Source organism: Streptomyces sp. NBC_00203 (genome assembly GCF_045206325.1).
GTDB classification, from domain to species: domain Bacteria; phylum Actinomycetota; class Actinomycetes; order Streptomycetales; family Streptomycetaceae; genus Streptomyces; species Streptomyces lutosisoli.
The window spans coordinates 4,237,342-4,259,343 of sequence record NZ_CP108126.1 but is presented as its reverse complement, the minus strand read 5'-3'; the positions used below and the strand labels follow the sequence as shown (position 1 = coordinate 4,259,343).

At 70.8% G+C, this 22,002-nt stretch carries 18 protein-coding genes; 10 read left to right on the top strand and 8 right to left on the bottom strand.

Annotated features, from left to right (window positions below):
- Nucleotides 1-27: 27 nt before the first annotated feature.
- Genes OG975_RS19160 through OG975_RS19140 form a run of 5 tightly spaced genes read right to left on the bottom strand, consistent with a single transcriptional unit; the run spans nucleotide 28 to nucleotide 5,662 of the window.
- Nucleotides 28-1,338 (bottom strand): DUF58 domain-containing protein, encoded by a 1,311-nt coding sequence (locus OG975_RS19160; protein WP_406330500.1) that lies wholly within the window; start codon nucleotides 1,336-1,338, stop codon nucleotides 28-30.
- Nucleotides 1,338-2,327, bottom strand: a complete 990-nt coding sequence (locus OG975_RS19155; RefSeq protein ID WP_406330499.1) for an AAA family ATPase — start codon at nucleotides 2,325-2,327, stop codon at nucleotides 1,338-1,340. The genes OG975_RS19160 and OG975_RS19155 overlap by 1 nt, the downstream gene beginning before the upstream one ends.
- The gene (locus OG975_RS19150) at nucleotides 2,327-3,550 is read right to left on the bottom strand and encodes a DUF4350 domain-containing protein (RefSeq protein ID WP_406330498.1); all 1,224 of its coding nucleotides are present in this window, start codon (nucleotides 3,548-3,550) and stop codon (nucleotides 2,327-2,329) included. Before OG975_RS19150 ends, OG975_RS19155 begins: the two co-directional genes overlap by 1 nt.
- Entirely contained in the window at nucleotides 3,547-4,293 is a 747-nt protein-coding gene (locus OG975_RS19145; RefSeq protein ID WP_406330497.1) for a DUF4129 domain-containing protein, read from the bottom strand. The genes OG975_RS19150 and OG975_RS19145 overlap by 4 nt, the downstream gene beginning before the upstream one ends.
- A gap of 4 nt (nucleotides 4,294-4,297) precedes the next feature.
- Entirely contained in the window at nucleotides 4,298-5,662 is a 1,365-nt protein-coding gene (locus OG975_RS19140) for a glycerophosphoryl diester phosphodiesterase membrane domain-containing protein (RefSeq protein WP_406330496.1), read from the bottom strand.
- Between the two features lie 140 nt (nucleotides 5,663-5,802).
- Here OG975_RS19140 and mtnA point away from each other — a divergent pair, with 140 nt between their 5' ends.
- The 7 genes from mtnA (at nucleotide 5,803) to OG975_RS19105 (ending at nucleotide 14,743) form a co-directional block, all read left to right on the top strand.
- Nucleotides 5,803-6,948 carry an S-methyl-5-thioribose-1-phosphate isomerase gene (mtnA, locus tag OG975_RS19135; protein ID WP_406330495.1) on the top strand — a complete coding sequence of 382 codons (1,146 nt, stop codon included), beginning with the start codon at nucleotides 5,803-5,805 and terminating at the stop codon, nucleotides 6,946-6,948.
- A gap of 8 nt (nucleotides 6,949-6,956) precedes the next feature.
- Complete coding sequence (gene mtrA, locus OG975_RS19130) at nucleotides 6,957-7,646, top strand: two-component system response regulator MtrA (RefSeq protein WP_150136091.1); 690 nt, start codon at nucleotides 6,957-6,959, stop codon at nucleotides 7,644-7,646.
- 1 nt (nucleotide 7,647) lies between these two features.
- The gene (gene mtrB / locus OG975_RS19125) at nucleotides 7,648-9,738 is read left to right on the top strand and encodes an MtrAB system histidine kinase MtrB (RefSeq protein WP_406330493.1); all 2,091 of its coding nucleotides are present in this window, start codon (nucleotides 7,648-7,650) and stop codon (nucleotides 9,736-9,738) included.
- Nucleotides 9,728-11,575 (top strand): LpqB family beta-propeller domain-containing protein, encoded by a 1,848-nt coding sequence (locus OG975_RS19120; protein ID WP_406330491.1) that lies wholly within the window; start codon nucleotides 9,728-9,730, stop codon nucleotides 11,573-11,575. The genes mtrB and OG975_RS19120 overlap by 11 nt, the downstream gene beginning before the upstream one ends.
- Nucleotides 11,576-11,806: 231 nt before the next feature.
- Nucleotides 11,807-12,781, top strand: coding sequence for a ComF family protein (locus OG975_RS19115; RefSeq protein ID WP_406330490.1), 975 nt, complete (start codon nucleotides 11,807-11,809; stop codon nucleotides 12,779-12,781).
- Between the two features lie 316 nt (nucleotides 12,782-13,097).
- Entirely contained in the window at nucleotides 13,098-13,790 is a 693-nt protein-coding gene (hpf, locus tag OG975_RS19110) for a ribosome hibernation-promoting factor, HPF/YfiA family (RefSeq protein ID WP_381254718.1), read from the top strand.
- A 206-nt stretch (nucleotides 13,791-13,996) separates the two neighbouring features.
- Nucleotides 13,997-14,743, top strand: coding sequence for a response regulator (locus OG975_RS19105; protein ID WP_406330488.1), 747 nt, complete (start codon nucleotides 13,997-13,999; stop codon nucleotides 14,741-14,743).
- A 64-nt stretch (nucleotides 14,744-14,807) separates the two neighbouring features.
- Here OG975_RS19105 and OG975_RS19100 read toward each other — a convergent pair whose 3' ends face one another.
- Complete coding sequence (locus OG975_RS19100; protein ID WP_406330487.1) at nucleotides 14,808-15,983, bottom strand: winged helix-turn-helix domain-containing protein; 1,176 nt, start codon at nucleotides 15,981-15,983, stop codon at nucleotides 14,808-14,810.
- A 333-nt stretch (nucleotides 15,984-16,316) separates the two neighbouring features.
- Nucleotides 16,317-16,901, bottom strand: coding sequence for a GNAT family N-acetyltransferase (locus OG975_RS19095; protein WP_406330486.1), 585 nt, complete (start codon nucleotides 16,899-16,901; stop codon nucleotides 16,317-16,319).
- A 242-nt stretch (nucleotides 16,902-17,143) separates the two neighbouring features.
- Here OG975_RS19095 and secA point away from each other — a divergent pair, with 242 nt between their 5' ends.
- A complete protein-coding gene (gene secA, locus OG975_RS19090; protein ID WP_406330485.1) occupies nucleotides 17,144-19,981 on the top strand; it encodes a preprotein translocase subunit SecA in 2,838 nt (945 codons plus the stop codon).
- 173 nt (nucleotides 19,982-20,154) lie between these two features.
- Here the strand turns inward: secA and OG975_RS19085 are convergent, their stop codons facing one another.
- Nucleotides 20,155-20,565 (bottom strand): Rv3235 family protein, encoded by a 411-nt coding sequence (locus tag OG975_RS19085; RefSeq protein ID WP_406330484.1) that lies wholly within the window; start codon nucleotides 20,563-20,565, stop codon nucleotides 20,155-20,157.
- A gap of 247 nt (nucleotides 20,566-20,812) precedes the next feature.
- Here OG975_RS19085 and OG975_RS19080 point away from each other — a divergent pair, with 247 nt between their 5' ends.
- Both OG975_RS19080 and OG975_RS19075 read left to right on the top strand, forming a co-directional pair.
- The gene (locus OG975_RS19080; RefSeq protein WP_406330483.1) at nucleotides 20,813-21,052 is read left to right on the top strand and encodes a hypothetical protein; all 240 of its coding nucleotides are present in this window, start codon (nucleotides 20,813-20,815) and stop codon (nucleotides 21,050-21,052) included.
- Nucleotides 21,053-21,342: 290 nt separating this feature from the next.
- Nucleotides 21,343-21,858 carry a DUF6912 family protein gene (locus OG975_RS19075; RefSeq protein ID WP_406330482.1) on the top strand — a complete coding sequence of 172 codons (516 nt, stop codon included), beginning with the start codon at nucleotides 21,343-21,345 and terminating at the stop codon, nucleotides 21,856-21,858.
- The last annotated feature ends 144 nt before the right edge of the window (nucleotides 21,859-22,002 follow it).

Sequence of the window (22,002 nt, the reverse complement as noted above, 5' to 3'; positions counted from 1 at the left end):
AAGAGGTCCCCTTTTTTTTATGCGCGTCTACAGTCGCCCCGCCGCCTTGAGCGCCAGATACGCGTCCGCGAGAACCGGCGCCAGTTCGTCCGGGGTCGCGTCGACGACCGTAACGCCGTGGCGCTGAAGTTGTTCGGCCGTTCGGTGGCGTTCCGTCTGGGCCTGGGCCGCGGCTGCCGCCTCGTACACCGCCTCGGTGTTTCCCCGAGCCGTCGCCATGCGGGCGATGTGCGGATCGGCCACCGATGCCACCAGAACCGTATGGCGCTGAGTGAGGAGGGGGAGTACGGGAAGCAGGCCCTCCTCGACGGGGGCCGCGTCGAGGCTGGTCAGCAGGACGATCAAGGAGCGGCGTGGGGCCGTACGAAGTGCTGTGGCGGTGAGGCCGCGGGCGTCCGTTTCGACGAGTTCTGGTTCCAGGGTCGCCATCGCGTTGACCAGGGACGGGAGGACCTCGCCTGCCGCGCGGCCCTGGACGAGGGCGCGTACTCGGCGGTCGTAGGCGAGGAGGTCCACGCGGTCGCCGGCCCGGGAGGCCAGGGCTGCCAGGAGGAGGGCCGCGTCCATGGAGGCGTCGAGGCGGGGGGCGTCGCCGACGCGGCCCGCCGAGGTGCGGCCGGTGTCGAGGACGAGGAGGATGTGGCGGTCGCGTTCGGGGCGCCAGGTGCGCACGGCGACCGTGGTCTGACGGGCGGTTGCGCGCCAGTCGATGGAGCGGGTGTCGTCGCCGGGGACGTACTCGCGAAGACTGTCGAATTCCGTGCCCTCGCCGCGGGTCAGCACGCTGGTGCGGCCGTCGAGTTCGCGCAGGCGGGCCAGTTTGGAGGGGAGGTGCTTCCGGCTGGTGAAGGGCGGCAGCACGCGTACCGTCCAGGGAACTTTGTGGCTGCCCTGGCGGGAGAAGAGGCCGAGGGGGCCGTACGAGCGGATGGTGACGCGGTCTGCCTGGCGGTCGCCGCGGCGGGTGGGGCGCAGGCGGGTCGTCAGGCGTCGGCGCTCGCCGGCGGGGACCGTGAGGCGGTGGCGGGAGGCGGCGATTTCCGTGCCGGGTTCCCAACTGCTCGGGGGCCAGGCGTCGCGGAGGTGGGCGCGTAGGGGGCGGCTGGACGGGTTGGTGACGGTCAGGGTGATGTCGGCGGTTTCGCCGAGGCGTGCGGAGGTGTCGCCGGAGCGGGTCAGGCCGAGGCGGCGTACGGGTGCTGCCAGGGCGGCGTCGCAGGCGCAGGCCAGGGCCAGGGGGGCGTTCACGGCGAGGATGCCCGTCCAACTCGGCTCCCAGATGCCGACGGGGAGGGCGCCGAGGGCCGCGAGCAGAGCGGCGCGTCCGGTGAGTGCCATCAGCGGGGGACGGGGACGTGGGCGAGGATCGCGTTGATGACGGAGTCGGCGGTCACGCCCTCCATCTCGGCCTCGGGGCGGAGTTGGATGCGGTGGCGGAGTGTGGGGAGGGCCAGGGCCTTTACGTCGTCGGGGATGACGTAGTCGCGGCCTGTCAGCCAGGCCCAGGCGCGGGCCGTGGCGAGGAGCGCGGTGGCGCCGCGGGGGGAGACGCCGAGGGTGAGGGACGGCGATTCGCGGGTGGCGCGGCAGATGTCCACTACGTAGCCGGTGATTTCGGGGGAGACCGTTGTCTTGGCGACGGCCGCGCGGGCGGCTTCCAGGTCGGCGGGGCCCGCTACGGGGCGTAGGCCGGCGGCGCGCAGGTCGCGTGGGTTGAAGCCCTCGGCGTGGCGGGTGACGACGCTGATCTCGTCCTGGCGGGAGGGCAGAGGGATCGTCAGTTTGAGGAGGAAGCGGTCCAGTTGGGCCTCGGGGAGAGGATACGTTCCCTCGTACTCGACCGGGTTCTGGGTCGCGGCGACCAGGAAGGGCTCCGGGAGCAGGCGGGGTGTGCCGTCGACCGTGACCTGGCGTTCTTCCATCGCTTCGAGGAGGGACGACTGGGTCTTGGGAGGGGTGCGGTTGATCTCGTCGGCCAGCAGGAGGTTGGTGAAGACCGGGCCGGGCTGGAAGGAGAACTCGGCGGTGCGGGCGTCGTAGACGAGGGAGCCGGTGACGTCGCTGGGCATCAGGTCCGGGGTGAACTGGACGCGCTTGGTGTCGAGTTCGAGTGCGGATGCGAGGGCGCGGACGAGCAACGTTTTGGCGACTCCGGGGACTCCTTCAAGTAGAACGTGTCCGCGGCAGAGGAGGGCGACGACTAGGCCGGTCACGGCGGGGTCCTGGCCGACCACGGCTTTGGCGATCTCGGCGCGCAGGGCCTCCAGGGAGGAGCGGGCGGTGCCCGGATCCCCGGCGTACCCGGCGTTGTCAGTGGTCGGGTCCATCATGAACGGCGTACCTCTCTTTCGAGGGCGTCGAGTTGGTCGGCGAGGGAGACGAGGGCCGCGTCGTCGCGGGGCGGCGGCCCGAAGAGGAGGTTGTGGAGGGCCTGGCCGTCACCTTGGAGGTGGGCGGACAGGGCGGGGAGCAGGGCCTCGGGCGTGTGCGCCTGGGCGGGGGTTACGCCGACGAGGGGGGCGAGGCGGGTGCGGGTGGTGGAGCGCAGGGCTGCCGTGGCGCGGTCGCGGGCGTTGGCCTTGCGGTAGAGGCGGGCGCGGCCTTCGACGGTTTCGGAGGCGCGGATCGCGACGGGGAGGCGTTCGGGCACGAGGGGGCCGAGCCGGCGTGCCCGCCAGAGGGCGGCCAGGGCTGCCGCGATGAAGAGCTGCAGCGTGCCCCAGAGCCAGCCCGAGGGGAGCAGGTCGAAGAAGCTCTGGTCGCCCGCGTCGGTGGCCGAGGCGTCGGAGAGCGAGGGGAGGTACCAGACCAAGTGGGAGCGGGAACCGAGCAGTTGAAGGGCGAGCGAGGCGTTGCCCTGCTCGTCGAGACGGTCGTTGTAGAGGATGTCGGGGGCGCCGAGCACGACGGTGTCGCCGCTCCCGGAGGTCGCCGGGATGCGCAGGAGCGTGGGCAGGCCGTCGCTGAGGTAGCAGGCGTCGGCGTCGAGGTTGGTGGTGGTGTAGCGGAAGCCTCCGGTGTCGGCGCTGCCCGCTCGCGTGGCGGCGGGCAGGGAGCAGCCGGGGGAGAGCGTCGAGTCGAAGCTGACCGCGGGGTCGGCGGTTACTTCGGGGGCGAGGGTGCCGAGGGAGGGGGATCCGGGGGAGATCAGGATCGTCCGGCCGTCGGAGTTCTCGGTCGCCGTGTGGAGGAGCGTCTGCTGATGTTTGGTCAGCAGGTCGGGGGCGGCGATCAGGAGAGTGGTGTCGGAGCCGGCCGCGGCGCGGGCTTCGTCCAGGGTGGTGACCACGCGCGTGGAGACCCCCCGGTCGGCGAGGAGTTCGGCGACGGCGCGGCTGCCGTAGGGATCGGCGGATCGCGGGTCGAGGCGACCGTGCTGGGCGCCCGAGCGGATCGCGGCGATCGCGATGGCGGCCACCAGCAGGATCACGAGCGCGAGTACGACTCCTCGGGCGCGGGTCCACAGCTGGCGGGTGGTGGGCGAGGCCGAGGTGGATGCGAGGGGCGTGGCCTCGGTCTTCCCGGTTGCCTCAGTCGCCTCGGTCGTCATGAGGCGGCTCCCTGGCGGGCGTTGTGGGCCGTGCTGTGGGCGCTGTTCGCGAGTACGGGTTTGGTGCGCTCCAGGTCGCGGTCGAGCTCGGTGAGGCGGTGGTATGTGTGCGAGTCCGCCGCTCGTCCGCCGTATGTGACGTCGTCGAAGTCCCGGGCCGCGGCGCGCAGTCGGTCCGTGTGGGCGGGCAGGGTGCGGCTTGCTTCGGCGGCCGCCTCGTCCGCCGTGCGGCCGGGGCGCGGGTCGAGGAGAGCGCGCTCTTCCAAGGAGCGGACGACAGCGCGCATGCGTTCCTGGACGGCCTGGTTCCAGTGGCCCTGGGCGGCGTGCGCCTCGGCGGCCGCGCGGTGTTCGGCCGCGCTTTTGGGGCGGTCGTCGAAGAGCGCGGCGGACGACGTGGGTGTGCGGCGCGGGGTGCCCAGGCGCCACCACAGCGCGGCGACGACGGCGACAACGGCCAGCAGGATGACGACAAGTCCGAGCGTTCCGCCGGGTGTTGCGGTGGAGGCGGCGCTGAACAGCTTGCCGACCCAGTCCCAGAAGGCGTTCAGGGCGCGCTGGAGCAGGCTGGGGTCGTTCTCGTGGTACATCCGCTTGGACAGCTCGCGCTTGGCCGCCTCCCGCGCGGGGTCGCGCGGGGTCGTCACCGGTGGCTCGTCGCCGCGCGGCAGCGCGAGGACGGCTGTGGTGCCGGTGTGCGGCAGTGCCAGTACTGCTGTGAGAACTCCCCCCGCCGGGCTCACCGCATCAGCTCCCCGGAGTGGTGCCGGGGGTGTCGGAGCCGTAGTCCTGGACGCCGGCGGCGCGGGCCAGGTCGAGGTCGAGGGCCTCGCGGCGGATGCGCTGGTCGATGTAGAGGAGCACGGTGACGCCGGCGGTGATCGGGAAGGTGAGCATGGATCCGATCACCGAGCCGACGCCGCTGACGATGAGGAACGTCCAGCCGAGGCTGCCGCTGCCGCTGCTGAGGAGGCCGGTGACGCCGTCGCCGCTCAGGGCCGCGGCGAGGAAGGCGAAGGGGATGACGACGATCGACGCCACGATGTTGGCGATGATCGTGGCGAGCAGCTGAATGCCGAAGACGCGCCACCAGGAGCCGCGCACGAGCTTCGCGGAGCGGCTCATCGCCTTCAGGATGCCCTGCTTCTCCAGCATCAGGGCGGGAGAGGCGAGGGAGAAGCGGATCATCAGCCAGAGCGCGACGACGCCCGCGCCGAGTCCACCGATGACGGCGAGCGTGATGCCCGCGTCGCCGGCGCCGGCCACCGCGGCAAGCACGCCGGGCAGAGTGCCGACGGCAACGACCGCGACGGCGATGAGCGGCAGCAGGAAGGTCAGCCCGAACAGTTTCGGCAGCTGAGGACGGGCATCGCGCCAGGCCTCCGCCGTGGTCACCGGCTTGCCGAGCACCGCGCGGCTGGTCACGGACGTGAGCAGGGCCGTCGCGACGATGGTGCCGAGCAGGGTGATGAGCAGGACGACACCGGAGCTCAGAAGGGTGTCGCCCAGGGCGCGGCTCAGCTCGCCGACGGTGGCGCTCGGGTCGTTGAGGACGTCCGTGCTGGCGCTGTCGTCCAGGACGAAGCCCTGGAGCAGGATGATCGCGATCTCCGTGACGACCGCGACGGTCAGCGAGATGCCGAGGACGGTGCGCCAGTAGGTGCGCATCGTGGAGACCGCGCCGTCGAGGATCTCGCCGACGCCGAGCGGGCGGAGCGGGATGACGCCGGGCTTGGCAGCGGGCGGCGGGCCACCCCAGTTGCCTCCCCAGCCGCCGGGACCGGTGGGGCCGCCGTATCCGCGGCCGGGGCCTCCCCAGCCTGGGTAACCGCCGCCCGGGGCTCCGTGGCCGCCAGGGCCGCCGGGGGGCCGGCCGCCCCAGCCCGGGCCGGGCGGAGGTGGTGGCGGGGCCTGGCCGGGGCCCTGCGGGCTGGGAGCGGACCACTGACCGGGCGGGGGCTGCTCCTTGGACCACTTCGACGGCGGCTCCGGCTGGTCGGTGCCGCCCTGGTCCGAGGGCTGCTCCGTGGGCTGCGCGGCGCCGGAGGAGTCCGGCTCCTGCCCGTCGGAGGGGGCAGATCCGGGCGAGGCCCAGCCCGGAGTGTCTTTCATCGTCGCTCCTTCACGGTGCCCGTCCGCGGTCGCGGCGGCAGGTTGGCAGCCATCGTGTCACGGTGCGCCCGGCAAGGGACCGGCCGCAGTATGGGCTGCGCACCTTCAATTGTCCGCCGGGTACGGGGCAGACTGGGCGGATGGCTGATCAGTACGCGCAATCCCGTGAGGACAGCGGGCGCACGGAGATACCGGCTATCCGCTGGGACGAGCCGCCCGAAGGCCCCGTCCTGGTCCTTCTCGATCAGACACGGCTGCCCGCCGAGGAGGTCGAGCTGGTGTGCACGGACGCGCCGGCGCTGGTGGAGGCGATCCGCACGCTCGCCGTGCGCGGGGCGCCGCTGCTCGGCATCGCCGGGGCGTACGGCGTCGCGCTCGCCGCCGCGCGCGGCTTCGACGTGGACGAGGCCGCGCGTGCGCTGGCCGGTGCCCGGCCGACCGCGGTGAACCTGGCTGTCGGCGTCCGCAGGGCGCGGGAGGCGTACGGTGCCGCGCTCTCCCGTGGCGGCGATCAGCGGCAGGCCGCCGAGGCGGCGCTCGCCGCGGCGCGGGCGCTGCACCGGGAGGACGCCGAGGCCAGCGCGCGGATGGCGGAGCACGGGCTTGCGCTGCTCGACGAGCTGCTGCCGGGCGGCGGACACCGGGTTCTGACGCACTGCAACACCGGCGCGCTGGTGTCGGGCGGGGAAGGAACGGCGTTCGCGGTGGCGCTCGCGGCGCATCGGGCGGGGCAGTTGCGGCGGCTCTGGGTGGACGAAACGCGGCCGTTGCTGCAAGGTGCTCGCCTGACGGCCTACGAAGCGGCGCGCAACGGAATGGCGTACACCTTGCTCACGGACAACGCGGCGGGCTCGCTCTTCGCGGCCGGGGAGGTGGACGCGGTGCTGATCGGGGCCGATCGGATCGCGGCCGACGGTTCGGTGGCGAACAAGGTGGGGAGCTATCCGCTCGCGGTGCTGGCCCGGTATCACCATGTGCCGTTCATCGTGGTGGCGCCGGTGACGACGGTCGATCTGGACACCCCGGACGGAGCGTCCATCGAGGTCGAACAGCGCTCAGGTCATGAAGTGACCGAGGTCACAGCACCTCAGGCGGCGGGAGCGGGAGCGGAAGCGGGAGGCGGGATACGGGTGGCACCCCTGGGGACCCAGGCGTACAACCCGGCGTTCGACGTGACGCCGCCGGAGTTGGTGACGGCAATCGTCACCGAAGAGGGCGCCGTGTCGCCCGTGACGGCTGAGGCGCTTGCCGAGCTGTGTGACAGGTCACGCCAGGTAACGATTTAGTTAATGGGATGATGTCGTTTATGAAGGGACGAGTCCTTGTCGTCGATGACGACACCGCACTGGCCGAGATGCTCGGCATTGTGTTGCGTGGTGAAGGTTTTGAGCCGTCTTTCGTAGCCGACGGCGACAAGGCGCTGGCCGCTTTCCGTGAGACCAAGCCCGATCTGGTGCTCCTGGACCTGATGCTTCCCGGCCGGGACGGTATCGAGGTGTGCCGCCTGATCAGGGCGGAGTCCGGGGTGCCGATCGTGATGCTCACGGCGAAGAGCGACACCGTCGATGTCGTGGTCGGCCTCGAGTCGGGTGCCGACGACTACATCGTGAAGCCGTTCAAGCCAAAGGAGCTGGTGGCACGGATCAGGGCGCGGCTGCGCCGATCGGAGGAGCCGGCGCCCGAACAGCTGGCCATCGGGGACCTCGTCATCGATGTGGCCGGTCACTCTGTGAAGCGGGAGGGGCAGTCGATAGCGCTGACGCCGCTGGAGTTCGACCTGCTGGTCGCGCTGGCCCGCAAGCCGTGGCAGGTGTTCACGCGTGAGGTCCTGCTGGAGCAGGTGTGGGGCTACCGCCACGCGGCGGACACCCGCCTGGTCAACGTCCATGTCCAGCGGCTGCGCTCCAAGGTCGAGAAGGACCCGGAGCGGCCGGAGATCGTCGTGACCGTCCGTGGTGTCGGTTACAAGGCCGGACCGAGCTGACATGTCCCGGGACAGTGCCGCTTCGGCGCCCGGTGAGCCGGGGGTCCGTTCGGGGCGGCCTGTCGGCCGGAAGGTGACGGGCTCCCACTGGGGACGGTTCATGGAGGGCGGGCTGCTCCAGGGCGGAGTCCAGGGCAGCCCGGTCCTTCGGCTGTTCATGCGCTGGGTGCGCCGTCCGCTGCTGCCCGTGATGCGGCTGTGGCGGCGCAACATCCAGCTCAAGATCGTCGTCACGACGCTGCTGATGTCGCTGGGTGTGGTGCTGCTGCTCGGCTTCGTCGTGATCGGGCAGGTGCGCAACGGACTGCTGGACGCCAAGGTGAAGGCGTCGCAGAGCCAGGCCACGGGTGGTTTCTCGGTGGCCAAACAGAAGGCGGACGCCGCCGCTACGGCGAACGGCGCCGACGGCTCGACCGCGGACGGCCGTCAGTCCAAGAACGTCAGCCAGTGGATGGGCGACCTCGCGGAGTCCCTCTCCAGCGGTGGCCAGGGCGCCTTCGACGTGGTGACCCTCAGCTCGACCGCGGACGGCAACGGCGGCGGCGGGCTCGCACCGCGCTACTCGGGCCAGGTCGATCCGACGGTCAGCGTGCCGCAGAACCTGCGCGCCCGAATCGACGGCAGCACGCTGGCGGCTCAGAGCTACACCCGTGTCGTCTACCGGGACGGCAGGGAAGCGCAGCCGGCGCTGGTCATCGGCAAGCAGGTCAACGACCCCAACGGAGACCCGTACCAGCTCTACTACCTCTTCCCGCTGACGCAGGAGGAGAAGTCGCTGAGCCTGGTCAAGGGGACGCTCGCGACCGCCGGACTGTTCGTCGTGGTGCTGCTGGGGGCCATTGCCTGGCTCGTGGTGCGCCAGGTCGTCACGCCCGTGCGGATGGCTGCGGGGATCGCCGAGCGGCTGTCCGCCGGACGCCTCCAGGAACGTATGAAGGTCACCGGCGAGGACGACATCGCGCGGCTCGGCGAAGCCTTCAACAAGATGGCGCAGAACCTCCAGCTGAAGATCCAGCAGCTGGAGGACCTGTCGCGGATGCAGCGGCGGTTCGTGTCCGATGTGTCGCACGAACTGCGTACGCCGCTGACGACCGTGCGGATGGCTGCCGACGTCATCCACGACGCGCGAGTGGACTTCGACCCGGTGACCGCGCGGTCCGCGGAGCTGCTGGCGGATCAGCTGGACCGGTTCGAGTCGCTGCTCGCGGACCTGCTGGAGATCAGCCGGTTCGACGCGGGCGCGGCGGCGCTGGAAGCCGACGCGATAGACCTCCGAGAAGTCGTACGACGGGTGGTCAGCGGGGCCGAGCCGCTCGCCGAGCGCAAGGGCACGCACATACGCGTGGTCGGTGACCAGCAGCCGGTGGTCGCCGAGGCGGATGCCCGGCGGGTGGAGCGCGTGCTGCGCAATCTCGTCGTCAACGCCGTGGAGCACGGCGAGGGCAAGGACGTGGTGGTCAAGCTCGCCGCGGCGGGCGGGGCGGTCGCGGTCGCCGTGCGCGACTACGGCGTGGGCCTCAAGCCCGGCGAGGCGACGCGGGTGTTCAGCCGCTTCTGGCGGGCGGACCCGGCACGCGCGCGTACCACCGGCGGCACGGGTCTCGGGCTGTCCATCGCCCTGGAGGACGCACGGCTGCACGGCGGCTGGCTGCAGGCGTGGGGAGAGCCGGGCGGCGGTTCGCAGTTCCGGCTGACGCTGCCGCGGACGGCGGACGAGCCGCTGCGGGGGTCGCCGATACCCCTGGAGCCCAAGGACTCACGGCGTAATCGCGGACTTAATGACGCCGGTTTGCCGGACGGCGGCGGTGGCAAGCTCGCCACCGTGCCGGTGCAGCAGCCCGTGGGAGGGGCTGTGCCGCCTCCGATGCCGCCGCGTGTGCCCATCGGGCCGCGACTGGCCGGGGTGTCGCCCACGGCCGATCCGACGGCTCTGCCAGGCAACGGCGCGCGCGTGGTGCCACGGCCCACCGGGGCCGCACGACGGGCGGACGACGCGTCCGGCGCGGGCGGGGAGCGGACCGTGGAAGGGCACGGGACGGACGGCGGGGAGCCGAAGGAGCTTGGACAAGGGGAGGCATTTCGTGGGCGCTGACCGCGAGGGGAGCCGCGGCCGCAGACGTCCCGTGCGCTTGGCGGCGTACGTCGGTTGCGGTGCCCTGCTGCTGGCCGGGTGCGCCTCGATGCCGGACAGCGGGGATCTGCGCGACGTCGAGTCCACACCGAGGCAGGACTCACAGGTCCGCGTCTTCGCCATGCCGCCGCGGGAGGACGCCTCGTCCGCGGAGATCGTGCAGGGCTTTCTGGAGGCGCTCACCAGCGACGACCCGCAGTACGAGACGGCGCGCAAGTACCTGACGGCGAGCGCCCGCAAGACGTGGGATCCGGACCGGTCCACGACGGTTCTCGCGGACGCGCCGGACCCCGAACCGGCGCACGCCGGGACCGGGGAAGACACCGGCGAGGGTTTCTTGTACCGGCTGAGCGGCGGCAAGGTCGCCACGGTCGACGCGCAGCACGCGTACGCGCCGGACGACGGCTCGTACAACAGGACGGTGCATCTCACACGGCTGAAGAACAGCAAGCAGTGGCGCATCGACGGGCTGCCGCAGGGCGTGGTGATGGGCAAGTCCGACTTCCAGCGCAACTACGTGTCCGTCAACAAGTACTACTACGCGTCGAACGTGACCTCCGGGACGGGCACACCGCTGGGGACCGTCGCCGATCCGGTCTATGTGCGCGAGCAGGTGGACCCGATGACGCAGATCGTCCGCGCGCTCCTGAAGGGGCCCACACGCTGGCTGGACCCGGTGGTCACGTCGAGTTTCCCCTCGGGAACGGAGCTGAAGAAGGGCGTCGAGTCCTTGTCGCCCGACGACCGGAACCGGGTCACGGTGCCGCTGAACCGGAAGGCGGACCACGTCGGCCGGTCCCAGTGCACCAAGATGGCGGCCCAACTCCTCTTCACCTTCCAGGACCTGACGCCCACCGGCGTGGTCGAGGTGGAACTGCAGAAGTCGGACGGCTCGCAGCTGTGCGTGGTCACCGAGGTCCAGGCCAAGACCATCGCCTCGCACGGTACGGGGCAGCGCCCCGAGTACCAGTACTTCATCGACGACCGGCAGCGGCTCGTGCGGATGCCCAGCGCCAACAGCGACAAGAAGCCCGAGCCGGTGCCCGGTGCGCTGGGCGACGGCGACAAGAAGCTGCGGTCGGCCGCGGTGTCGCGGGACGAGAGCAGCGCGGCCGGCGTGTCGGCCGACGGGAGTTCGCTGTACGTCGGGTCGCTGGTGTCGGGTGGCTCGCTCGGCGAAGCGGTGCTGCACAGCCAGGGCAAGACGGCGGACGATCGGCTGACGACGCCCAGCTGGGACGCGCAGGGCGACCTGTGGGTGGCCGACCGTGACCTGAAGAACCCCCGGCTCCTTCTGTTGCAGAAGGGGGCGGGCGAACCGCTGGTGGTCCAGACTCCGAACCTCGACGGGCGTGTCGAGGCCGTGCGGGTGGCCGCCGACGGGGTGCGGATCGCGCTGATCGTCGAGAAGGACGGCAAGAGGTCGCTGCAGATCGGGCGCATCGTGCGCGACTCCCAGGCCGGTGAGCGGCCCGCCGTCTCGATCATCGAACCGCGTTCCGTGGCACCCCAGCTGGAGGAGGTCACGGCCATGTCGTGGGCCGGGGACAACCGGCTCGTGGTCGTCGGAAGCGAGAAGGGGGGCGTCCAGCAGATGCGGTACGTCCAGGTCGACGGCTCCACTCCGGTGGGCACCGCTCCCTCCGCGCTGACGGGCGTCAAGGAGATCGCCGCGTCCGAGGACGAGCGGCTGCCGCTGGTGGCGCACTCGCTCGAGGACGGGATCGTACGGCTGTCGTCCGGGGAGCAGTGGCAGAAGGTGGACAAGGACGGGACGGCGCCGGTCTATCCCGGGTAGGCCCTGCTCGTTTCGCTGGTTTTCCCTGTCCCCTGGTTTTCCCTGGTGGGCCCGCCTCTTTTGTGGGGTGGGCCCACTTGCCTTTCCGGGGCGGGGACGGCCCGCCTCCTGTGGCGGCGTGACCGGTGCGGGACTGCCGCGAGGACAGCGGTGACTAGTTATCCACAGGGAGTTGTCCAGAGTTATCCACAGGGGTGGCCGGGCGGCCCGTGCGTTGGCACAGTGGTGGGCATGCGGGGGTGGTGGCAGGACCTCACCGATCTGGTGCTGCCGGCCGAGTGCGGAGGCTGCGGGAGGCCTCGCACGGTGCTCTGCCCTGAGTGCCGTGCCGCCCTGACCGGGGCCGCACCGTGCCGGGTGCGACCGGTGCCGGAGCCGCCCGGGCTGCCGGTGGTGCACGCGGCGGCTCCCTACGAGGACGAGGTACGGGCCGTGCTGCTCGCCCACAAGGAACGGGGCGCGCTGGCGCTCGCGGCTCCGCTCGGAGTGGCCCTGGCGGGGGCTGTGCGGGCGGGGCTGGGGTACGTACGACGTCCTGGTGCGGACGGACGGCTCACGGCTCCGGAGGGGCGGCTGAGGCTCGGGAAGGGGCAACTGTGGGGCGAGGGCGACCGGGCCGGGGCCGGCGGACAGCGGCCATGGCGCGAAGACGACCGGCTCGGTGGCGGCGAGCAGCCGCCGTCGGGGAACGGCCGGGTGCCGCTGGGGGCCGCCGGCGGAGTCGAGCGAGGGCCCGTGCTGCTCGTTCCCGTGCCGTCGGCGCGGTGGGCGGTGCGGGCGCGGGGGCACGACCCGGCGCGGCGGATCGCGCTCGCGGCGGCGGGTGAGCTGCGGCGTACGGGGACGCCGGCCCGGGTGCTGAGCGTGCTGCGGCAGCGGCGTGCCGTGGCCGATCAGTCGGGGCTCAACTCCCGGCAGCGGCTGGACAATCTCGCGGGCGCCCTGGAGGTGGCTGCCGGGGGTGCCCGGCTGCTGGCGGGCGGTGGCCCGGTCGTGCTCGTGGACGACCTGATGACGACGGGCGCCTCGTTGACGGAGGCGGCGCGGGCCGTACGGGCCGTGGAGGCAAGGGGCGAGGGGGCGGATCTGACAGAAGTGGTCCCGCGAATGGCGGGTACGGGTGAAGTCGGAGACACCGGCTGCGACACGATCTGCGCGGCTGTGATCGCAGCACCGCCAGACTCGTTCGAAATAAACCGGAACTGACTGGGAACTTGCATCGTTGCAGGTAATGAGAGGGTCAATTCACCTGAACGGAGGTACGTCGCGGTAGAGGGTGACGACATCCGTCCGGGCGAGATATGTTCGGTTGTGAGGCAATGGCGCAGGCCGTACCTTCGAACATCTCGATGCTGTGCTGCGGGTTTTCTGCAATCACCCGCGTCGGTGGGGTGGAGATCTTGCCCATGGGGGAGGAGGAGGTGAAAGTCACCGAGTCCGAGGTTCCGGGGCTCACCGGAGCCTGGTGCAAAAGGGAGATGCTCCGCCAGTGGAGCGGGGCTATCCGGGAACGGAGTTCTGCGTGGACATCGTCGTCAAGGGCCGCAAGACCGAGGTGCCCGAGAGGTTCCGCAAGCACGTGGCCGAGAAGCTGAAGCTGGAGAAGATCCAGAAGCTCGATGGCAAGGTGATCAGCCTCGACGTCGAGGTGTCCAAGGAGCCCAACCCCCGACAGGCCGACCGTTGTGACCGAGTGGAGATCACGCTCCGCTCCCGCGGTCCGGTGATCCGGGCGGAGGCAGCGGCGAGCGATCCGTATGCAGCACTCGACCTGGCCGCGGACAAGCTCGAAGCCCGGCTGCGCAAGCAGCACGACAAGCGCTATACCCGCCGTGGCAACGGCAGGATCTCGGCCGCCGAGGTCGCCGACCACGTCCCGGGTGCCGCGACGCTGAACGGCAACGGCAGCGTCGTCCACGACGAGGAACCCGACAGCGTGCCGACCAAGAGGATCGGCTCCCTCGAGGTCATGGGCGAAGGCCCGCTCGTCGTCCGTGAGAAGACCCACGTGGCTGCCCCGATGACGCTCGACCAGGCGCTCTACGAGATGGAGCTGGTCGGGCACGACTTCTATCTGTTCGTCGACTCGGAGACGAAGGAACCGAGTGTCGTCTACCGACGGCACGCGTACGACTACGGCGTCATCCACCTCAACACGGACCCGATGGTCGCCCAGGCCGGAGCGGATGCGCCGGGCGGTGCGCTCGGCGGCTGACCCTCCCCGGTGACAGCTGAGTCGGTGCCCCTGGAGCGCGTGTGCGCCCCCAGGGGCACCGGTGTGCGACCACTTCGCAACCCGCTCTGTCACCGCACTGTCGTCCGGGCATGAAATCATGGCCGCACCGGCCCCAACCGGTGGGCCGTTGCCTTGGGTTGGCGATGGCACAGGAACACAGGCCACGGCCTTCAGGGGGAGGAACGATGGCGGACAGCTTCGGACCGATGCGTGACGACGATGCCGACGACGGCGTCGTCGGCATGGGCCCGGACGCGGGCTCCCCGCGCAAGGAGCCCATCAGGGTCCTTGTCGTGGACGATCACGCCCTCTTCCGCCGCGGTCTGGAGATCGTGCTCGCGGCCGAGGAGGACATCCAGGTCGTCGGTGAGGCGGGTGACGGGGCGGAGGCGGTCGACAAGGCGGCCGATCTGCTGCCCGACATCGTGCTGATGGACGTACGCATGCCGAAGCGTGGCGGCATCGAGGCGTGCACCTCCATCAAGGAGGTCGTCCCCAGCGCGAAGATCATCATGCTGACGATCAGCGACGAGGAGGCCGACCTCTACGACGCGATCAAGGCTGGTGCCACGGGTTATCTCCTCAAGGAGATCTCCACGGACGAGGTGGCCACGGCCATCCGCGCGGTGGCCGACGGGCAGTCGCAGATCAGCCCCTCGATGGCGTCGAAACTCCTCACCGAGTTCAAGTCGATGATCCAGCGGACCGATGAGCGGCGGCTGGTGCCCGCGCCGCGGCTCACCGATCGTGAGCTGGAGGTTCTCAAGCTCGTCGCGACCGGGATGAACAACCGGGACATCGCCAAGGAGTTGTTCATCTCCGAGAACACGGTGAAGAACCACGTGCGCAACATCCTGGAGAAGCTCCAGCTGCATTCCAGGATGGAGGCCGTGGTGTACGCGATGCGGGAGAAGATCCTGGAGATCCGCTAGCCGCGCGTAGGCCGCAGCCACGCCTGGACCGGTGGACCAGTAGGCCGGTCGGCCTGGTCCGTGGTTACGCGAGGGCGCGCGACAGCTCCCTTGTCAGGGGGTCGCGCAGCTCTGGGGCGTCCACTCGCTCCAGGCGTACGTTTGTGCAGTCCACCCAGCTCGCGGCCTCCACCAGGGCCTGGGCCACCGCCGGGACCGCCTTGGGGCCGTCCAGAGTGACCTGCTTGGCGACCAGGGTGCGGCCCTCGCGGGCGGGGTCCACGCGGCCGACGAGATGGCCGCCGGCCAGGACCGGCATTGCGAAGTAGCCGTAGATCCGCTTCGGCTTGGGTGTGTACGCCTCCAGGCGGTGGGTGAAGCCGAAGATGCGCTCCGTGCGGGCCCGTTCCCAGATGAGTGAGTCGAACGGTGACAGCAGCGTCGTACGGTGGCGGCCGCGCGGGGCCGTCTCCAGGGCTGCCGGGTCGGCCCAGGCCGGTTTGCCCCAGCCCTCCACCGTCACGGGGACCAGGCCCGAGTCCGCGATGACCGCGTCGACCTGCTCGCCCTTGAGGCGGTGGTAGTCGGCGATGTCCGCGCGCGTGCCGACGCCGAGGGACTGGCCCGCGAGGCGGACGAGGCGGCGCAGGCACTCCGTGTCGTCCAGCTCGTCGTGGAGCAGCGCCTCGGGGATGGCGCGCTCGGCCAGGTCGTACACCCGCTTCCAGCCGCGGCGTTCCGTGCACACCACCTCGCCGTACATCAGGGCGCGCTCGACGGCGACCTTGGTGCCCGACCAGTCCCACCACTCGCTGGTCTTCTTCGCGCCGCCCAATTCCGTGGCTGTGAGGGGGCCTTCGGTGCGGAGCTGTTTGATGACCTGGTCGTAGGTGCCGTCCGGCAGGGCGTGGTTCCAGTGCGGGCGGGATCTGTAGGCGCGGCGGCGGAAGGCGAAGTGGGGCCACTCCTCGACGGGGAGGATGCAGGCCGCGTGGGACCAGTACTCGAAGGCGTGTGTGTCGGTCCAGTAGGCCTGGTCGACCGTTGTGCGGCCTACTGCGCCGAGACGGGCGTACGGGATGAGTTCGTGGGAGCGGGCGAGGACGGAGATGGTGTCGAGTTGGACCGCGCCCAGGTGTCGTAGGACTCCGCGGACGCCGGACTTGCGGTCCGGGGCACCCAGGAAGCCTTGGGCCCGGAGGGCTAGGCGGCGGGCTTCGTCGGTGGAGAGCTCGGTGGTGGGACGCGGGAGGCTCGTCATGCCCACACGGTAGGCGGTGCCACTGACAACGGGGTGGGGCTGGGGTTTTGGGGGCATGGCAGGGGTGGCCGGTGGGTTCTTGGGGGCCGGCGGTTGTGTTGCCCCACCGGGTTTCGCCCCCGCCGCCCCTACCCGTCCCATCCCCCAGGGGCTCTGCCCCTTTGACCCCGGGGGTGGGTTCTTTGGGTGCGGGTGGGTGGGGGCTGGGCGCGCAGTTCCCCGCGCCCCTTTCTGGGGGGCTGCGCCCCCCAGACCCCCGCCTCCGGCCTGAACGGGCTTGTCCTTATGCGCCGGACGGGCCGGGTGGGGGACTGGGGTGGTGCGGGATTGTCCTCAAGCGCCGGACGGGCTGGGTGGTGCCGGCAGATACGGGGCCGTCGACGGCAGGCCCAAGTCCGACGGGAGCAGAGAGCCCACCCAGCAGTCTCGGCGGACGCCTTTGTTGTTGAGGGCGGAGCGGAGGGTGCCTTCCAGGGTGAAGCCGGCGCGTTCGGCGACGGCGCGGGAGGCGGTGTTGCCGACCTCGGCGCGCCATTCGACTCGGTCGATGGACAGGTCCGTGAAGGCCCAGCGGGAGACGGCGACGGTGGCTTCGGTGGTGTAGCCGTTGCCGCGGTGTTGTTTTGCCGACCAGAAGCCGACCTCGCCGACGCCGAGGGAACGCATGGTGAGGGCGAGCATGCCGACCAGATCCCCGGAGGGGAGGAAGACCCCGAAGGTGAACATGGAGCCGTCCGCCCAGCCGTCGGGCACCATCTGGTCCGTGAAGCTCAGGGCGTGCTCGCGGAGGTAGGGCGACGGGATCGTCGTCCAGCGCTGGATGTCGGGATCCTGGACGGCGTCGTACACGGTGTCCGCGTCGTGCGGGCCCACGGTGCGCAGGGCGAGACGGTCGGTGGTCAGGGTGACGGGGTCCATCGGCCGATTCTGCTCGGGCAACCGGAAGGGCGCCATTCCTTTGCTGTGAGTGAGAGGACCGTTACTTTTCGAAGCGGGAACGCGGCACCTTCAGCAACCCCTGTCCGTTGTCTTAGTGGCTGTCACAGGCAGACCTCCCGGCGCGGTGTGGTCCTCGCTTACGATGGCCGTTGCTCAAGCTGCTATTGAACTGTCATTGAAACCGACCGTCCCAGGCCCGACCGGCAAGGAGACAAACCCCCGTGTCCGTCCTCTCGAAGATCATGCGTGCAGGCGAAGGCAAGATCCTGCGCAAGCTGCACCGCATCGCGGACCAGGTCGCCTCCATCGAAGAGGACTTCGTCGACCTCTCCGACGCCGAGCTGCGGGCCCTCACCGTTGAGTACAAGCAGCGGTACGCCGACGGCGAAAGCCTCGACGACCTGCTGCCCGAGGCCTTCGCGACCGTCCGTGAGGCGGCCAAGCGTGTCCTGGGCCAGCGCCACTACGACGTGCAGATGATGGGTGGCGCCGCGCTCCACCTCGGCTACGTCGCGGAGATGAAGACCGGTGAGGGCAAGACGCTCGTCGGCACCCTGCCCGCGTATCTGAACGCCCTCTCCGGAGAAGGCGTTCACCTCATCACGGTCAACGACTACCTGGCCGAGCGCGACTCCGAAATGATGGGGCGCGTCCACAAGTTCCTCGGGCTCGAGGTCGGCTGCATCCTCGCCAACATGACGCCGGCCCAGCGCCGCGAGCAGTACGCGTGCGACATCACCTACGGCACGAACAACGAGTTCGGCTTCGACTACCTGCGCGACAACATGGCGTGGTCGCAGGACGAACTGGTGCAGCGCGGCCACAACTTCGCGATCGTCGACGAGGTCGACTCCATCCTCGTCGACGAGGCCCGTACGCCGCTGATCATCTCCGGCCCGGCCGACCAGGCCACCAAGTGGTACGGCGACTTCGCCAAGCTGGTCACCCGACTGAAGCAGGGCGAGGCGGGCAACTCCCTCAAGGGCATCGAGGAGACCGGGGACTACGAGGTCGACGAGAAGAAGCGCACCGTCGCCATCCACGAGCCCGGCGTCTCCAAGGTCGAGGACTGGCTGGGCATCGACAACCTCTACGAGTCGGTCAACACCCCGCTTGTGGGCTACCTGAACAACGCCATCAAGGCCAAGGAGCTCTTCAAGAAGGACAAGGACTACGTCGTCATCGACGGCGAAGTCATGATCGTCGACGAGCACACCGGCCGTATCCTCGCCGGTCGCCGTTACAACGAGGGCATGCACCAGGCGATCGAGGCGAAGGAAGGGGTGGACATCAAGGACGAGAACCAGACGCTCGCCACGATCACCCTGCAGAACTTCTTCCGTCTCTACAAGCGCCACGACCAGGAGGGCAAGGAACTGCCCGGCCTCTCCGGCATGACCGGTACGGCGATGACCGAGGCCGCCGAGTTCCACCAGATCTACAAGCTCGGCGTCGTCCCGATCCCGACCAACCGGCCGATGGTCCGCAAGGACCAGTCCGACCTGATCTACCGCACCGAGGTCGCGAAGTTCGAGGCGGTCGTCGACGACATCGCCGAGAAGCACGAGAAGGGCCAGCCGATCCTCGTCGGTACGACGTCGGTCGAGAAGTCCGAGTACCTCTCGCAGCAGCTGAGCAAGCGCGGTATTCAGCACGAAGTGCTGAACGCCAAGCAGCACGACCGGGAGGCGACGATCGTCGCCCAGGCCGGCCGCAAGGGCGCCGTCACCGTGGCCACGAACATGGCCGGCCGTGGTACGGACATCAAGCTCGGCGGCAACCCCGACGACCTCGCCGAGGCCGAGCTGCGCCAGCGCGGCCTCGACCCCGAGGAGCACATCGAGGAGTGGGCCGCCGCGCTGCCCGCCGCCCTGGAGCGCGCCGAGAAGGCCGTGAAGGCGGAGTTCGAGGAGGTCAAGGAGCTCGGTGGGCTCTACGTCCTCGGCACCGAGCGCCACGAGTCGCGTCGTATCGACAACCAGCTGCGCGGTCGCTCCGGCCGTCAGGGCGACCCGGGCGAGTCCCGCTTCTACCTGTCGCTGGGCGACGACCTGATGAGGCTCTTCAAGGCCCAGATGGTCGAGCGCGTGATGTCGATGGCGAACGTCCCCGACGACGTGCCGATCGAGAACAAGATGGTCACGCGCGCGATCGCGTCCGCCCAGTCGCAGGTCGAGCAGCAGAACTTCGAGACCCGTAAGAACGTTCTGAAGTACGACGAGGTCCTCAACCGGCAGCGCGAGGTCATCTACGGCGAGCGCCGCCGCGTCCTGGAGGGCGAGGACCTGCAGGACCAGATCGTGCACTTCATGGACGACACGATCGACGCGTACATCTCGGCCGAGACCGCCGAGGGCTTCGCCGAGGAATGGGACGTGGACCGGCTGTGGGGCGCCTTCAAGCAGCTCTACCCGGTGAAGGTCACGGTCGAAGAGCTGGAAGAGGCGGCCGGTGACCGTGCCGGTCTGACCGCCGAGTTCATCTCCGAGTCCATCAAGGACGACATCCACGAGCAGTACGAGGGCCGTGAGGGGCAGCTCGGCTCCGAGATCATGCGTGAGCTGGAGCGCCGCGTCGTGCTGTCGGTCCTGGACCGCAAGTGGCGCGAGCACCTCTACGAGATGGACTACCTCCAGGAGGGCATCGGCCTGCGCGCGATGGCGCAGAAGGACCCGCTGGTCGAGTACCAGCGCGAGGGCTTCGACATGTTCTCCGCCATGATGGACGGCATCAAGGAGGAGTCCGTCGGCTATCTGTTCAACCTGGAGGTCCAGGTCGAGCAGCAGGTCGAGGAGGTCCCGGTCGAGGACTCCGCGCCTTCCCTCGACAAGGAGGACGTCGTCACGGCGGGTGCGCGTCCCGAGATCCGTGCCAAGGGGCTCGACGCTCCGCAGCGTCCCGACCGGCTGCACTTCTCCGCGCCGACCGTGGACGGCGAGGGCGGCATCGTCGAGGGCGACTTCGCCAGCGACGACGACGTCGTGCGCTCCGAGGCGGACGGCCTCACGCGCGCGGAGCGCCGCAAGCAGCAGAAGGGCGCGCGTCGCCGCAAGAAGTGACGGTCGCCGCGCGCGGGCGGTAGCTCCGCCACCGCGCGGTACCCATCGATGACGCAGTGAGGGCCGGGCACCTTCGGGTGCCCGGCCCTCGGCGTTGTCCAGCTGCGGCTCGGCTGTCCGGTGCTGCCCGGACAGGGGCTCTCAGGGGGCGTCGGTGTTGCCTGGGCAGGTGCTCAGTCGTCGTCCGCGCGGGGCATGCGGGGGCCGCCGAGTTCCACCGCCGTGCAGCGCCAGCGGAGGTCGGGGCCCTGTTCGAGGCGGAAGGCCATGGCGCGCAGCTGCTCACCGGCGCCGATGCGGGCGAAAGCCTCGATCGCGCCGGGGCGCGGCTCGTAGTAGCCGATGTCGCGGACGACCGGCCGGGTGCCGCGGGCACGCAGGGGGCCGCGTTCGGCGAGCCAGGCCAGTTCGTCGTAGGCGCGTCCCGCGGTGTGGCGCAGCATGCAGTGGACGGGGCGTTGGCCGCTCAGTACGGCGAGCAGGCGGTCGGCGAAGAGGTCGGTGGGGCGGGGCTGCGGCGCGGGCCTGCGAAAGCCTTCGGCGGGGGCGGTGAGGGTCGGGGCTCCGCCGCCCGGTGACGGCACGGTGGCGTCCCTCGACGGGAGGAGAGGGCTGCCACTGGGGGCCGCGGAGCGCAGCGGGCTGTGGGCGGGCGTCGTACGGGCAGGGTTACGGGTCGGTGCTCCCGGCGGGCGACCTCCTCCCGGTGCCGTCGGCGGCCGGCTTCGGGTCGGCGCCCCCGGCAGCTGACCTCCGCCTGGTCCGACCGGCGGTCGACGTCCACTCGGCCCCACCGGCCGAAGGGTGCCGCCCGGTGCGCCTGGCGGTCGGGTGGCGGTCGGTGCCGTCGCCTGGCCGGTCGTGGTCGGCGTCGTTCGCGAGGTGGCCGTGCCGGGCCGTGGCGGTGGGCTGTCGACCGGGGGCCTGGCGGGGATGTCCGCTCCCGGCGTGCGTGGCGGGGTGCCCGGGCGGCGGGTGTCCTGGCGGCCGGGCGGGCGGCTGCCCGGGAGGCGCTTCGTCCTGGTCATCACCTTGTTCATGTGGCGTCCCCGCTCGCTGGGGCCCGATTGATACCGGGCGGTAACTTTCGTGTTGGGGATCTTGTACGAGGCGGGAGCGGGCCGCCGCAAGGATGCCGGACGCGCGCCGGAGCGGCCGGGGAGTTCACCTATCAGGGTGACCCGGAGGTTCGGGAGCCTTGGCGGGAGCGGGGTGTACCGGGTGAGTCCGGGGCGCGGGGTGGACGCCGCGGAGGGGGCGGCGGGGGACTCGAAAGGGGACGCCCGCACGTATCCTGAAGGCCCTCCAGGGAGGCGCGTGACCGCCTCCTCGGAGCCCTCCGACTACGAAAGCGGCCAGCCATGCGCGTCTACGTCCCCCTGACCCTCTCCGGTCTCGCCGAGGCGTACAAGACGGGGGAGCTGGAGGCGGGCCCGTTCGCCGCGTACGCCGTCACACCCGCGTTGCGTGAGTGGTACCTCTCCGACGACATCGAGGAGCTCGAGTACGCGGCGCTGAACCGTGCCGCGCTGGCCTCGCTGCGGCTGCTCGCGGTCGATCCGGGGGTGGCGCGGCGGCGGGTCGTCGTCGCGGTCGACGTCCCGGACGGGGCCGCGGTCGCCGATCCCGACCGGGGGCTCGATCCCGCGGCGCTCGGTGAGGTGCGGGTCTCCCAGGCCATGCCCCTGTCCAAGGCGGCCGCCGTGCACGTCGACTCGGCCGACGCCGAGGCGGATGTCACCGCCGCGGCCCAGGCGCTGGGCGCGGCGGACGTCGGGGACGACGACGCCCAGTTCATCGTCGACGGGGCCGAGGACCACGAGCTGCTGTGGTTCGCCACGCAGGAGATCCCCAATCTGGTGGGACTGGGGGACTGACCGGCTCCCGACCGGCTCCCGGCTCCCCACATCCGACCGGCTCCCGGCTGCTCGCGGCCCGGCGCGCACGCACCCCGGCACTCCCGGTGCCCCCAGGTATTTCCAGGCCTCGTGGGGCGTTGTCAGTGGCGGCGGGTACGTTCT

Coding starts and splice junctions, on each gene's coding strand:
- OG975_RS19160 (WP_406330500.1), bottom strand. CDS start 1,338: ATGGCACTCACCGGACGCGCCGCTCTGCTCGCGGCCCTCGGCGCCCTC.
- OG975_RS19155 (WP_406330499.1), bottom strand. CDS start 2,327: ATGGACCCGACCACTGACAACGCCGGGTACGCCGGGGATCCGGGCACC.
- OG975_RS19150 (WP_406330498.1), bottom strand. CDS start 3,550: ATGACGACCGAGGCGACTGAGGCAACCGGGAAGACCGAGGCCACGCCC.
- OG975_RS19140 (WP_406330496.1), bottom strand. CDS start 5,662: ATGAAAGACACTCCGGGCTGGGCCTCGCCCGGATCTGCCCCCTCCGAC.
- mtnA (WP_406330495.1), top strand. CDS start 5,803: ATGGCTGATCAGTACGCGCAATCCCGTGAGGACAGCGGGCGCACGGAG.
- mtrA (WP_150136091.1), top strand. CDS start 6,957: ATGATGTCGTTTATGAAGGGACGAGTCCTTGTCGTCGATGACGACACC.
- mtrB (WP_406330493.1), top strand. CDS start 7,648: ATGTCCCGGGACAGTGCCGCTTCGGCGCCCGGTGAGCCGGGGGTCCGT.
- OG975_RS19115 (WP_406330490.1), top strand. CDS start 11,807: ATGCGGGGGTGGTGGCAGGACCTCACCGATCTGGTGCTGCCGGCCGAG.
- OG975_RS19105 (WP_406330488.1), top strand. CDS start 13,997: ATGGCGGACAGCTTCGGACCGATGCGTGACGACGATGCCGACGACGGC.
- OG975_RS19100 (WP_406330487.1), bottom strand. CDS start 15,983: ATGACGAGCCTCCCGCGTCCCACCACCGAGCTCTCCACCGACGAAGCC.
- OG975_RS19095 (WP_406330486.1), bottom strand. CDS start 16,901: ATGGACCCCGTCACCCTGACCACCGACCGTCTCGCCCTGCGCACCGTG.
- OG975_RS19075 (WP_406330482.1), top strand. CDS start 21,343: ATGCGCGTCTACGTCCCCCTGACCCTCTCCGGTCTCGCCGAGGCGTAC.